We start from the raw sequence: 14,057 nt of genomic DNA on the forward strand, positions 1-14,057 counted from the left end.
AGCTGTATGACAACACTAAATGACAATCCTAATCAAGTTGATTTAAACCTTCCGGGACTGGGCCCGGATACAATCTTCGCCGGAGCCGGGGCTGATTCGATTAGAACTTCCACCCTGGGCGGCAGCTTAATATTTGGCGAAGCCGATAACGATACTCTGATTTCAGTTGGCCCGAACGATACCCTGGTAGGCGGCGAGGACGAAGACTCAATCAGATCCCAGCGCACTCCGGCTTTGCTGTTTGGCGACGGAGGCTCGGACACAATAGTCGCTGAAGCCCAGGCTTCGTTGTACGGCGGCTCGGGCGAGGACTTCCTCCAAGGTACTGTCGAAGCTAACCTCATGTTTGGTAATGAGGACGCAGATACCATGCTGGGAGGGTCGCAGAGAAGAGACTCCCTCTACGGCGGCAAGGGCAATGACGCCATCGGCTTCTTCATTGCAGGCGGCGGCAACAACCTCTCTTTACCTGGTGGCTTGGCTATTGGCTTCGCTGGCAATGAAGGCAGCAACTACTTGCGGGGCGACTTGGGCGACGACTTGATTGTAGGTATCAATCAGAGAGACAGTCTCTTCGGTGGTAAAGACAAGGACACACTACGAGGTGTGGCCAACAGCAGCTACCTGTCCGGCGATCTTGACGACGACATCTTAGTCATTACCAACACTACGCAAGCCAGCCCGTTTGATTCGAGGGCCATCACGATCGGCATTGAGAGAACCACCTTGCTCGGCGGTGGGGGCAACGATTCCCTCTACGGCGCGATCGGCAATTTTGGCGAAGGCAGAAACTTTTTTGACGGCGGCGACGGCAACGACACGATCCGGGTTTTTGCCGCGCAGGATACCGCGCAGGGAGGTGGAGGCGACGACTTCATCGTGTCGGCGACGGTGAGTGCACTTTCGAGTGTAGGCGCATTGAGTTCATTTCCAGGCTTCGCCGGTCGGAACTTGCTCGACGGCGGCACGGGCAACGACACGATCCTGGCAGCTTTTTCGACTGATACAATGATCGGCGGCGACGGCAATGACAGCTTGAGCGGCATCTTTACTCAAGCCTCCGGTGGAGACGGCAACGATACGCTCAATGCCTCTTTTGCCGGTACTAATGCTGCGCTGATTACTCTCGACGGCGGCTTGGGCAGCGATCTGTTAATTGCCAACAGCACCGCTGGCGTCACCAACTTCATGAACGGCGGTGAAGGGGATGACAGAATCATATTTGGCACCACGCGCGATCGATTAATTGGCACCCTTGGCGGTAACGATACCATCTCCTACGCTACTGGTGTCAACTTTAGCGGTGCCCAATCAACGCCAAACATCATTACTGATAACTTGGGCAGCAACTTCATCACTGGCAGCAACGGCACTGATGTTATCACTACTGGTGCTGGCGATGACATACTGTTCGGCGGCCCCACCAGTCTTGTTACCCCAGGAGTTGACGGGGACGATACCTTAGATTCCGGCGGAGGAAACGACACGATATTGGGCGGCTTTGGGAACGACTATTTGCTCGGGGGTGACGGCAACGACTCTCTCGGCGGCGGGCCCGGTGGAGACACGCTGATTGGCGGCAGTGGCAATGACAGCTTCTACTACAACAACTTCGGCGAGGGCGTCACGATCAACTCCAACGGCAGCCTGGGTAGTAACCCAGACCAAATCGGTGACTTTACACCCGGCCAAGACAAGTTGATACTCGAGTTCGATTCGTTCCTGTTGCCACCATTAGACAATACGCTGCCAAATCGACCCGGTTCTAACGTGTTAGTAGTGCTCGACAGCGGGACTTACAACAACAATCTGACTCCGATAGGGGGCAATCCATCGCAACCATTCCTCGTTTACGAAGGAGCCAGCGGTCGCTTGCTGTACGACCCCGACGGTTCTGGAAACAGACAAGGCATTGCACTGGCTGTGTTCAACGAAAGACCGCGTTTGACTGCATCAGATATTGTGCTGATTTAATTTAGGTGGGAGCGTGTACGGTCGGTTTGGAAAAAGCCGATCGTCGCCCGCACCAACTCTAAAAACTAATTGTGCTATGTTTCGAGCTAGGGAGATCGATCCCTAGCTTTTTTATTGCAGCGATCTTTAGTCGAGCAGTCTGCATCAGGGAGCCTGAGTTTCTTTGCGTCGCGACGTTCCTCCTGACGCACCCTACAAGTTGGGGCGAGCAAAAAAATCCAGCAAACGATATGTTTGCTGGATTGAGTAGGCAGGAAACTTCTAGCGAATACTGTTACTAAGCTTTGTCTACAACGTCTTTGGCTTTATCTTTGAGGTCTTCTTTCAGGTGAATTGCGGATGCTTCCTCCTGCTTGGCTTGACCTTCTAATTTATCTTTCTGATTGCCTGTAACTTCGCTAACAGCCTCTTGGATTTTGCCTTCAACATTCTTAGCAATTGCTTCGACTCTATTTTCAATGCTCATTATTGTTTATTTTTACTCTACAACTACTAAGGTATGATTTTAAAGTTGAGTTTGAATCCCTCTTTAGAATGATTTTAAAGTTGAGTTTGAATCCCTCTTTAGAATGATTTGTTCTTAACTTTCTAGCGACTTTCAGTTGAGTGAAGTACATATATCCGGTACGGACATGGCAATGCTGATTGGTATCAACTTAAGCAGTTAAGCCCCAAAGTTCCTGATAGCAACCAGCCTTGTCAAGGGTATTGCTTACGTTGTTCGATCGATCCCAACATTCTAGGAGTCTCAACAATATAGCTAACTTCATTTGTACTTTTATCCCGCCACACAGCTCGCGAAAAATCGTACAGTCCACAAAATACCATATCTAAGGTATGATTTTAAAGTTGAGTTTGAATACCTCTTTAGATAGATTTTTTCTTAACTTTCTAGCGACTTTCAGTTGAGTGAAGTACATATATCCGGTACGGACATGGCAATGCCGATTGGTATCAACTTAAGCAGTTAAGCCCCAAAGTTCCTGATAGCAACCAGCCTTCTCAAGGGTATTGCTTACGTTGTTGCTGAATCAAACCCAACATTTTAGGAGTCTCAACAACATAGCTAACTTCATTTGTACTTTTATCCCGCCATACAGCTCGCGAAAAATCGTACAGTCCACAAAATACCATCTCTATTGAAATCCGCGGACGGGGTTGAGCTAATTCCACAGCTACTGAGGAATATAAATCATTGAGAACTACATAAAATATCCAAGTGGCATAGAAGCGTGAACCGTCCTATTTTTTGGGTGCCGAGTGGCGACGAGCGGGTGGTGAAATCCCTCTAAAATCATGATTCGACCCCCAAATCCCGTTGTTGAATCTCCATTGGCTTTGAGTTTTATTCTCACAGCTTCGAGAGTTGAACCCTCCGCAATCCCGATCGCACTAAAATTTTGGTACACCGATTCCCAACTAATAGGAATAGGCAATTGATCGGCTCGGGACTGGACTTTTGCTATGACTGGCTCAAATACTTGTGCAAATAAGTCTGCGGGTAAACAGGGAAGTAGTTTGGATAAGGCTTGTTTACTGACTTTAAATGGCTCTATCCACAGCAACTTTTCTGACTCTAATACCCGTATCATATCACTTAACCGTGAAATCCTACGGTATACCAAGCTCAAGACTACTGCGATCGTCACTGGTAATGTCAACAGTCCTAGCTTGCCGGGATCGAGGCCATCGCCCAGTTTTTGCGATCGGCGGTTTAAGCGTAACGGCTTCAAGCTTTCAGGAGTCAGCCAACACAACAACTTGGCTTGTATTTCTTTTATGGGTGGGCCTGGTACTTCCCAGACTCGACGCAGGTATGGATTACCTGACGCCCGCTGGACGTTTTTGGCTTGTAAAATGCAGTGCCGATTGGGGATCATCTCATACTTTTTCTGATTTTAACTCCGCTCGGGGGGCGTGATGCGCGCTCGATCTGGCGTGGCAGAGGTAAGATCGAGCGAGGGTGAGCTCTGTCTTAAAATAGCAACCGTCATCCCACGATCGTCCTTAAGTTGACACCTATGGACGGTGCCGTGTCCTTAGCCCCAGCCAAGTAATACAATATTTAGTCGCAAGTCAGAATATTGTTTAGATAGAATTGTTTTTTTGAAGGTTCAACTAATAAATTATGAACACCAAAACTTCTAAATTGGGCAAACTGATGAGTGGGATTGCTGCAAGCGCGATCGCCTCCTGTGCTCTGTTCTCCCCTCAAGCAAGCTTCGCTCAAGCCAGCGGTTTAAATAATGCCCAACCGCTGCAAGACTTTCAAACTCAAGACAATACCGACCCATTTTCCGGCCGCAGCAGCGGCCGGGGAATATTTGATTTAATTCACAGATCCAGATTGGGAGGCGGCCGCAGCATGGAAGAATTTAATACCGAACAGCGCCAAAATTTGAACGATGCGGCCGCAGAATACCGGAACAAACAGCGCCTACTACTGGAAAAGCAAGCTGTACCTTCTGAAGGGACGATCGCACCTGCAGAAATTACCGCCCCTGTCCCTTAAATTGCTTTCTCAGTCCGCCTAGGCGGACTTCGTTTGTCTAGCAGCGGTTTCAACAGCCGAGTTTTAATCTTTATTTCTTAGTCTCGCGTTGCGCGGACTTCGTTTGAGAAGAAGCGGTTTCAACCGCCGAACAATCTAACAACCATCGCCCTTAATCCCGTTCCAACCACGCCCGCATTTTACCCGGATTAAGCAAACCGTAAGGATCGACCAACTCTTTAAACTGCAACTGTTCCATATTAATACTTTTCATCCCTCCATCTTCCAATATATAAGTGTGAGGATTAGCAATGAGTGCGCCTTGCTCTTCGTGATACCGAATAATTTCATTAAGCCGTGATTCCGTAGTGTAGCGAACTATTTGCAAAGCTGCGGCGATCGCCCTGCCGTTCATCCGCAAAAACTCCAAGTGCATCATCACCTCATCCCCATAATAATTGTACAGTTTCTCAATCAATTTCAAACCTTTATCTGGGGGGAAAAGCGTCTGCAAATAAGTCAGAGACGGGTCAGCGCTGCGAGCGTGCAGAGTTGTATGATTCCAAGTAAATTCAGCAATTGCTGCACCTTTGCTCGCTGCTGCCGCGTTTTTTTGATAGCAAATTGTGCCGCCATATTCGCGCACCAAATCTTGCAGCGGTTCCAGACAAGATTCAGCTACCATTAACAAAGCGCAGTGCTGACCTTCAGGAATTGCATCGCGGAAAGCCGCAAAATAAGCAGGAATCGGCCAAGCACAAACACAAATTAGTTTTTTGATAATTCCATCAGCATCGCCCAAAGCTTGACCGAAGTTTGCCGATGTCATAAAATCGTCAAAAGCGACAATGATTTCCGCCCAAGCATAAGCAGGGGCGAGGGGAATTTCTAACTCAGTAATAATCCCATTTGTGCCGTAAGCGTGATTGACTTTCTGCACTTCATCGCCGCGCAATTCGATGACGCGGGGCTCGTCTTCCATTGTAACGACTCGAACGGCATGAAGATTTCCGCGATCGCGCAATTGCCCGTAAGTTATCGAACCAATTCCCCCGCTACCGCCGCCGATAAATCCCCCAATCGTTGCGGTACGGTAGGTTGAGGGAACCATCCGCAATTCCCAACCGATTTCTCTGGCTTGTTTGTCGAAAACAGACATTTTCACCCCCGGTTCTACGCAAGCTAAACCCGGTTTTATCCAGCGGATACTGTTCATTTTGCTGGTATCTAAAATGACGCCGCCGTTGAGGGGAATGCACTGCCCGTAATTGCCCGTTCCTGCACCTCTGACAGTTAGCGGAATTTTGGATTTGACGCAGGCTGCTGCAATCCGCAAAACTTCGGCTTCGCTGGCGGGACGAACTACTAAATCTCCTGTTTTATCACTTAAGAGAGGTTGCAAAACAGGACTGAAGTGATAATAGTCTTGAGATAGCTTGACAACTTGCGCGCGATCGCTAATTATTTCAATTCCCGATAGTTCCGAAGAAAAAGCATCCCAGTCAATACTTTGAATCGCAGTTGCAGTCATTTTGTTTCCTAAATCCTGACAGTATTATATCAAATCCGCGCTTCATCAGAATTATTCATCTCTCTGTTCTCTTCCTCTGCGTTCTCTGCGTACTCTGCGGTTTAATCGTTCCAATACAAACGGAATTCATATTATATATTTTCTCAAACAGAACTTAGTAACCTAAAATACTAACTGCAATCTTTTTTAGCAGTAAGGTGCTGAGGTTTCATCCTACATAGCCGGACTGCTTTTTTCAATTAACAAATCCCCCAAATACCGCCATACCGTAGTATTTCCAAGGAACTGCAACAGTATCAAATCCAGATGAGGCCAGCATTTCCAACTGTGCCGCAAGTGTAGCTAGGCGATCGGGATTAGAATACCCGTAAGAGACACTCTTCCCCACATTTGCGCGAATTTGTGCTAAGGTTTCCCCCTGATTTAGGGCCCAATCTTCTCGCGCCGCTTGATAAATATCTTTCATTGCTGCTGATTCTGCTAAAAGAGGATCGGCATTCCAAAAACAGCCACCAGCATTTAAACTTTCGCGAATGCGTTGAAACAATTTCAACTTCATCTCGTCCTCAAGATGGTGAATTGCCAGAGATGAAATGCAAGCATTGAATTTATCGCCAAACCCTGACAAATTTGGATTGTTCGCCCATTCTCCAAAATCCATTTCTATGCCCGTCCACCTGGCTGCGTATCCTGCCAACTCTATTTTGGCGCGGGCAAAATCCAGCATTCGCGGGGAGTAATCGACAGCAACTATTTCCGCAGACGGGTAGCGTTGGAGAACTTTTAAAGTGAGTTCCCCCGTACCGCAGCCGAGTTCTAAAATGCGGTGGTTTGCACTAGCAATGCAGGCTGTTAATACATCCAGCATTTCGTCATATTTAGGTAAAAGTCGCCGAATGCCGGTATCAAAATCGGCAGTATTGACGAAAACTTCTCCCGGAAAAATTTCGTTGTTCGTAGGTAAGACAGTAGAGTCAGAATTCACATCGGCAACCATAGACTACAATTGTTATCCTAACCGAGATAGAGCAAAAAGTTCGTGAAGTAAGGACACGGCAGTGCCGTGTCCTTCGCTGATATCTCAACTGAAAACCGTTATAAAGTTATGCGTACTTTTACGGAGAACCCCTGCACTCGCTGTAAATAACAATAAACCATCCCTTGCACTACGCCGTCTGGGTTTAGCCCGACGCCGACAAAGCGACCTGAAAAAGCAGTGTTATGTTAGTAGTGCGTAAAATCACTTAAAGATTCAACCTCACATTTGAGGATACCATGCGCCAGTTAATTTCTCGCAGTCGGGCTGCCATCAGCCAATTAATTTACAAGCGAATTATTCTTGCGGTGACAATTTTATTTTGTGTAGGTGTAGGAGTAGCGATGGCAAATATGTCTCGTCTTTCCTCCACCCTAATTGAATCGCAAGCCCTCCAAAATGCCACCCTCTATGCCCAAGCTATTAAAGAAGCCCGCACCCTTTACAGTTCCGATGTTGTCAATCCTCTTAACACTGCTAAAACAATTAACTTTACCCACGATTACAAGCCGATAAAAGTAACAGTTCCCGTACCAGCAACCTTTTTGGTAGAACTCGGCAAACAGATCAGCCAAAAAAATTCTGAATTGTCAGTTCGTCTGTACAGCAACTACCCGTTTCCTTGGCGAGAAAAAGAAGGTGGGGCTCAAGACGATTTTGAACGAGAAGCCATTAAATATTTGATGCAAAATCCGACACAAAAATTTTTTAGGAGTGAGGAATTTCGCGGTAAACCAGCCTTTCGCTATGCAGAAGCAGACCCTTTAACGGCTAGCTGCGTTAATTGCCACAACACTCATCCCTACAGCCCTAAAAAAGACTGGAAAGTCGGAGATGTGCGGGGGATATTAGAAATTACTCAACCTCTCGACACCATCACTCAAAAAACTCGCGACGGACTAAAAAACTTGTTTTTCTTGTTAGCCGGACTTTCAGTTTTAGGTATCTCAGGATTAAGTTTAGCTATCAGCAGGTTGCGCCAAAATGCTAAACAATTAGAACAGCGCGTCAGGGAACGGACGGCACAATTGCAAGAAACTAATGTCGAATTGATAAAAGAACAGGAAAAGTGCGATCGCCTGCTGCTCAATATTTTACCAGAATCCATTGCTGCCAAGCTAAAAAACGGTCAAAGCAGTATTGCTGACGGCTTCGCAGAAGTCACAATTTTGTTTGCGGATATCGTAGGCTTTACCGTGCTTTCATCACAAATATCTCCCGAAGAATTGCTCGAATTTCTCAACGAAATTTTTTCAGCCTTCGATGGTTTGACCGAAAAGTACGGCTTGGAAAAAATCAAAACAATTGGAGATGCTTACATGGTAGTCGGAGGTTTGCCAAACCCCAGCACCAACCACGCCGAAAGCATTGCGGAAATGGCTTTAGATATGCAGGAGGAATTAGCAAAATTTAATGCCAAATATCATGCAGGAATTAACATTCGCATCGGCATCAATACCGGACCTGCAATTGCAGGGGTTATTGGCACTAAAAAATTCATTTACGACCTCTGGGGCGATGCCGTTAATACAGCAGCCCGCATGGAATCCCACGGGGTTGCCGGCGCGATTCAAGTCACACAATCAACTTACGATATCTTGCGAAATAAGTATCTGTTTGAAGACAGAGGAATTATCAAGATCAAAGGCAAGGGCGATATGAATACTTATCTGCTTAAAGGCAGGTTAGTCAGCGCAGTTGCGGTTTAATTTGTTTATTAGACCTCTTGCAAAAAAATATGTGTTATCCTTAAAAGTTTGCTCGATTTTAGGTCAAACTTTGAATTCTTGGGTTGATTGGCATCTCCTTAAACTTGCCGGGCCTGCTAGATTATAAAATTGGCTAAACTTTTCATAGCAGCACAAAATTATTTTGCAAAAGGTCTATTATATTATTAAGGGGTCTGCTAGTTAGTCCGGAGTCATCAGTCATTAGTCAACAGCCAGCAGCCAAGAAGTAACAGTTAATGGTTGCTGGCTGTTGACTGCTGAAAATTAGAGAAATTACAAAGGGGATGTGAAAAACTCGGTTGCTGTGCAGTTGCTTTGTCGATCAACCCCAAATTTATTAATTACCAGAAATCCGGTTTTTTTTGTATGTCCTAAATTAGCCCATTGCCAAATAGTAATTTTTATGCAAGTGCGAATTTTCTCATTTTTTAAATTTTTTCAATCTCGCTTGTCTAGGCAAATAGCTTTGTGGATATTTGCTAGCATTCTTGTCATAGAGGGAATTATTTTAGTTCCCTCTTATTTTCGGCGCGAAAATGAACTTTTAAGTCAATTAGAACAGGTATCTCGGGCGACTGTTGATTCCCTAAAGTTTTTGCTGCAACAAGATATTTCCGATCGCACTTTCTTGCAAGAAGAAGTAAAAAATATTACTAAGGATTCTCAAGTAGTCTTAGGACTATCTATTTACCAAGCTAACGGTGAGCTAATATATACACTTGGCGAACCCCCAGAAATCAGTGTACAGGAACTAAAAAGGGCTCGTATAGTTCACCATCACAATTTCGATGGCAAGAGGTACGATATTGCTTGGACGGAGCGACATTTGGGAGGCGATTACATCTTAATTGTTCGCCAGGATGCTTCCACCGTTCAGCCGGAACTCTACGCATTTATCGGGCGGATTGCGGTTCTAGTCATCATTATATCAGCCTTTGTCACTTCGGTGACTATGTTTTTTTTGGGGGTGACAGTAATTGCACCTATCTTGAGATTGCGCGATGACTTGATCGCTGCCGGAGACGCTTTGAGCAAAGATCGAGCAAAACCTGATTTCTACTCTCTGTCTGTCAAGCGCGATGACGAGTTGGGAGAACTCATGGTCGCATTCAATCAAATGTTTCACCGAGTATACAAGGAAATAGCACAGCGGAAACAAGCTGAGGAAATATTGCGCGCCGAACAAGAAAAGTCGGAACGTTTATTACTAAATATTTTACCGGCAATGATTGCCGATCGCCTAAAACAAGGCCAGATAAATATTGCGGACGGATTTGCGGAGGTTACGGTTTTGTTTGCTGATATTGTGGGCTTTACCGAAATATCCTCCCGCACATCTCCGGAAGAATTAGTCAAATTGCTTAACAAAATATTTTCATGTTTCGATCGCTTAAGCGAGGAATACGGGTTAGAAAAAATTAAGACAATAGGCGACAACTATATGGTAGCAGGCGGTTTGCCGCTTCCCTGTACAAATCACGCCGAATCTATTGCCGAAATGGCCCTGGAAATGCAGCAAGAAATTATGAAATTCCGCGACGAATGCGGTCAATCTCTCAATATCCGCATTGGCATTAATACTGGGCCTGTTGTAGCAGGTGTCATCGGCACTAAAAAGTTTATTTACGATTTGTGGGGAGATGCTGTGAATACAGCAAGCCGCATGGAATCTCAGGGGCTGCCGGGTAAAATTCAAGTTAGCAGCTCAACTTATGAGTTGCTGTGCGATAAGTATTTGTTGGAAAAGCGCGGTAAGATTAATGTTAAAGGCAAAGGAGCAATGACCACTTATTTGCTGAAAGGCAGAAAAATTTAACTGATAATTTTAACCATCACCCGCGAATATGTGGTGTAGCGGCAGATGTTGCAGGGCAGCCGCCCTCAACACCAAACTATATTTTTTTTGAACGAACCGCGAAGACGCTAAGGAGGCGAAGGAAGAGAAGAGAAGAAAAGAGAAGAGAATATAAAGAGTTGCCAAGTGAGTTAACATTGCTATATTAAAATGCGAGTTGGTATTAGTTACATGGGTAAAAATGACGGCGAATCAGGAACAGAATTCTTCTACTTCACCGATTTGGCAGCCCTTCACGCAAATGAAAACGGCTGCCCCGCCGCTGAAGGTAATTCGCGGCAAAGGATCGGTGCTGGAATTGGCAGACGGGCGACAAATTCTTGACTGCATTTCTAGTTGGTGGGTGACTGTTCACGGGCACAGCCATCCGGTTCTGGCGGAGGCTCTTTACGAACAAGCTCAAAATTTAGAACACGTCATCTTTGCGGGGTTTACTCACGAACCTGCCCAGAAACTTGCGAGTAAATTGCTAACTCATACGCCTGTTTCTTTAACGCGGATTTTCTTTTCTGATAACGGCTCGACTGCTGTTGAAGTTGCTCTGAAAATGGCATTTAAATATTGGCACAATCTCGGAGAAACTCACCGCACTAGCTTTATTAGTTTTGAGGGAGGTTATCACGGCGATACTGTGGGCGCGATGTCTGCTGGCAGAAGTTCGCTGTGGTGGGAATCTTTTGCACCTTTAATGTTTGCTGGGGATGTTGTTCCTTTTCCCGCGACTTTTGACGGCGACGAGGAGGTGGAAAGCAAGGAGGCGGCCAGTTTAGAGAAATTGGAGTTTTTGTTAAAGCAGGGCGGCTATGCGGGAATTTTTATCGAACCTTTGGTGCAAGGTGCTGGGGGAATGCGAATGTGCCGCCCTGAGTTTTTGCAGGCGATCGCACAACTTGCCCGCCAGTTTAATGTATTGTTGATTTACGATGAAGTAATGACGGGTTTTGGTCGCACGGGCGAACTGTTTGCCTCAGTTAAATCGGGAACTTCACCAGATATCCTGTGTTTGTCTAAAGGATTGTCTGGCGGCTGCTTGCCAATTGCTGTCACAATGGCGTCGGAGGAGATTTATCAAGCGTTCTGGCGAGATGAATCGGACAAAGCTTTTTTTCACGGTCATTCTTACACCGGAAATCCTTTAGCTTGTGCGGTGAGTGTAGCATCTATGGAGCTTTTGGAGCAAAACCCAAATGTGTATCAAGGGATGGAAAAACTGCACCGCAAGTATCTGAATCAATGGCTGAGAAATCATCCTAAACTCGAACGGATTCGGATTTGCGGCACCATCGCAGCAATGGATGTGAAAACGGACGGCGTTTCCGGTTATTTTAATGACATCGCTCCTCTATTGAAAGCCAGATTTCTCGAAGCGGGGTTTTTGCTCCGCCCCTTGGGAAATACGCTTTACTTGATGCCCCCCTACTGCATTTCTCCTGATGAACTAGAATCGATTTATCGGGTGATTCGTCAGGTTTTGGATACTCTGTAAACCCTTTAATTTTAGTAATGAATTTACCCAATTGGAACGATTTGGCTGACGACGCGCTGGCGGGCAAATGTCTCTCTCGCGAGCAATCTTTAGCCGTATTGCGCGCACCGGATGAGGTTTTGCTGGAACAACTAAACGCAGCTTACCGGGTGCGCCGCCACTACTGGGGAAACCGAGTCAGGCTGCACTATTTGTTAAATGCTCAAAGCGGGCTTTGTCCTGAAGATTGCCATTATTGTTCTCAGTCAAAAATTTCGACTGCGGAAATTGAGAAATATCCGCTTTTAGCTAAGGAGAAAATTCTGGATGCCGCCCAACGCGCAGCAGACTTAAAAGCTGGTACGTTTTGTTTGGTGATTTCGGGCCGCCAGCCCAGCGCATCTACTTTCGATCGCGTTTTGGATGCTGTCGAGACTGTGAAGGAAAATTATAACCTGAAAATTTGTGCTTGTTTGGGATTGTTGAGCGAGGAACAAACTCACCGTTTGGCTAAAGCTGGAGTCGATCGCGTAAATCACAATCTCAATACTTCCGAATCATATCATACGGACATTTGCACCACTCACACTTTTGGCGATCGGGTTGAAACCGTCGAACACGTAAAAGCAGCGGGAATCACAACTTGTTCCGGCGGAATTTTGGGGATGGGCGAATCGGATGATGATGCGATCGATTTAGCGCTTTCGCTTCGCAAATTGGGCGTTACTAGCGTACCGGTTAACTTTTTCATTCCGATTCCCGGAACGCCATTTGCAGATGTGAACAGGTTAACTCCCCGCCAATGTTTGCGAATTCTCTGTTTGTTCCGATTTTTGCTTCCCAGTCAAGAAATTCGGATTGCTGGGGGACGGGAGGTGCATTTGCGATCGCTGCAACCTCTCGGACTCTACCCCGCTAATTCTATCTTTGTTGGCGATTATCTGACAACTCCCGGACAAGCTGCCCATCAAGATTGGGACATGATTCGAGATGCGGGATTTGCGATCGAATCCCCCGAAGGTTCTGTCTTAGAAGCTGATTCAGCAGTTACCAAATCCGAACAAAAAACCCTGGTTGTTTAACTATTGTAGTAGTTTTCAATCGGATGAAATAGAGTAGGACACGGCACGGCCGTGTCCCTACTCAATATCTATACTTCACGCTTACGCATGGGCGGATAGAAACCGGGTTTCTGAGGTAGCAAATGCGTCATCCGCAAGTTCTTAGATTGTAGCCAGAAACCCTTATTCTACCGTTGACATTCTAAAATCTAAAATCTAAAATCTAAAATCATACAAGAGGGGTAAATTGTGGACAAACGCGAAGAAATTACGATCGCAGAATACCAGCTAACTGCCGAATCTTTCCGAGAAGGAACTTGGCATCACGACGTATCCCAAAATCGCGACGCACTGACGGCTGCCATGCCCCGCAATCCCGGTAAAATTCTCGATATAGGATGCGGCCCGGGACGAGATTTAGTAGCGTTCAAAAGCCAAGGACACACAGTTGTAGGCTTAGATGCAACTCCAGCTTTTGTAGAAATAGCAAAGAAGTTATCGGGATGCGAAGTTTGGCAGCAATCTTTTCTGAATCTAGACTTGCCAAAGGAAGAATTTGACGGTATTTTTGCCAATGCTTCCCTGATTCACGTTCCCAGCGACGAGATGGTGAAAGTGCTGCAAGATTTGCACAAAGCCTTAGTTGTTAGCGGTGCAATTGTCATGTCAATGTGCCGGGGAAATTGGGAGGGATACGACGAGCGGCCAACCGGAAAACGCTATACTGCCGGATGGGAATATCATACTTTAGCGCCTTGTTTAGAACAAGCGGGATTTGCCATTGTCGATCGCTACTATCGCCCCCCCGGCTTACCCCCCGAAGCTCAATCTTGGGTAGTAATAGTGGGCAAAAAAATCTAACGTAAATTGGAAATTGCGAATCGTTCCCCTCTCTTCCTCTGCGCCCTCTGCGC

At 46.2% G+C, this 14,057-nt stretch carries 11 protein-coding genes; 7 read left to right on the forward strand and 4 right to left on the reverse strand.

The features are described 5' to 3' along the window. Positions 1 to 6 precede the first annotated feature (6 nt). Entirely contained in the window at positions 7 to 1,974 is a 1,968-nt protein-coding gene (locus tag QUA80_RS19290; RefSeq protein WP_333426717.1) for a calcium-binding protein, read from the forward strand. 277 nt (positions 1,975 to 2,251) lie between these two features. Here QUA80_RS19290 and QUA80_RS19295 read toward each other — a convergent pair whose 3' ends face one another. Together QUA80_RS19295 and QUA80_RS19300 are read right to left on the reverse strand one after the other, a co-directional pair. After that, positions 2,252 to 2,440, reverse strand: coding sequence for a CsbD family protein (locus QUA80_RS19295; protein ID WP_333426718.1), 189 nt, complete (start codon positions 2,438 to 2,440; stop codon positions 2,252 to 2,254). Between the two features lie 736 nt (positions 2,441 to 3,176). After that, positions 3,177 to 3,854 (reverse strand): hypothetical protein, encoded by a 678-nt coding sequence (locus QUA80_RS19300; RefSeq protein WP_333426719.1) that lies wholly within the window; start codon positions 3,852 to 3,854, stop codon positions 3,177 to 3,179. A gap of 248 nt (positions 3,855 to 4,102) precedes the next feature. Between QUA80_RS19300 and QUA80_RS19305 the strand changes: the two genes are divergently transcribed. Then, positions 4,103 to 4,486 (forward strand): hypothetical protein, encoded by a 384-nt coding sequence (locus tag QUA80_RS19305; protein ID WP_333426720.1) that lies wholly within the window; start codon positions 4,103 to 4,105, stop codon positions 4,484 to 4,486. Positions 4,487 to 4,637: 151 nt separating this feature from the next. Here the strand turns inward: QUA80_RS19305 and QUA80_RS19310 are convergent, their stop codons facing one another. Further along, positions 4,638 to 5,996 carry an FAD-binding oxidoreductase gene (locus QUA80_RS19310; protein ID WP_333426721.1) on the reverse strand — a complete coding sequence of 453 codons (1,359 nt, stop codon included), beginning with the start codon at positions 5,994 to 5,996 and terminating at the stop codon, positions 4,638 to 4,640. 235 nt (positions 5,997 to 6,231) lie between these two features. Then, entirely contained in the window at positions 6,232 to 6,993 is a 762-nt protein-coding gene (locus QUA80_RS19315; protein WP_333426722.1) for a class I SAM-dependent methyltransferase, read from the reverse strand. A gap of 278 nt (positions 6,994 to 7,271) precedes the next feature. On the opposite strand from QUA80_RS19315, the gene QUA80_RS33860 reads away from it, so the two are divergent. The 5 genes from QUA80_RS33860 (at position 7,272) to QUA80_RS19345 (ending at position 14,004) form a co-directional block, all read left to right on the forward strand. Further along, the gene (locus tag QUA80_RS33860) at positions 7,272 to 8,741 is read left to right on the forward strand and encodes an adenylate/guanylate cyclase domain-containing protein (RefSeq protein WP_445302265.1); all 1,470 of its coding nucleotides are present in this window, start codon (positions 7,272 to 7,274) and stop codon (positions 8,739 to 8,741) included. Between the two features lie 424 nt (positions 8,742 to 9,165). Next, positions 9,166 to 10,578, forward strand: coding sequence for an adenylate/guanylate cyclase domain-containing protein (locus tag QUA80_RS19330; protein ID WP_333426723.1), 1,413 nt, complete (start codon positions 9,166 to 9,168; stop codon positions 10,576 to 10,578). Positions 10,579 to 10,798: 220 nt separating this feature from the next. Further along, a complete protein-coding gene (gene bioA, locus QUA80_RS19335) occupies positions 10,799 to 12,103 on the forward strand; it encodes an adenosylmethionine--8-amino-7-oxononanoate transaminase (RefSeq protein ID WP_333426724.1) in 1,305 nt (434 codons plus the stop codon). A 17-nt stretch (positions 12,104 to 12,120) separates the two neighbouring features. Beyond that, entirely contained in the window at positions 12,121 to 13,164 is a 1,044-nt protein-coding gene (gene bioB, locus QUA80_RS19340; protein WP_333426725.1) for a biotin synthase BioB, read from the forward strand. A 228-nt stretch (positions 13,165 to 13,392) separates the two neighbouring features. Further along, a complete protein-coding gene (locus QUA80_RS19345) occupies positions 13,393 to 14,004 on the forward strand; it encodes a methyltransferase domain-containing protein (RefSeq protein ID WP_333426726.1) in 612 nt (203 codons plus the stop codon). Positions 14,005 to 14,057 lie beyond the last annotated feature (53 nt).

It is taken from the genome of Microcoleus sp. F4-D5 (genome assembly GCF_036704885.1).
In the GTDB taxonomy this organism is placed as follows: Bacteria; Cyanobacteriota; Cyanobacteriia; order Cyanobacteriales; family Microcoleaceae; genus Microcoleus.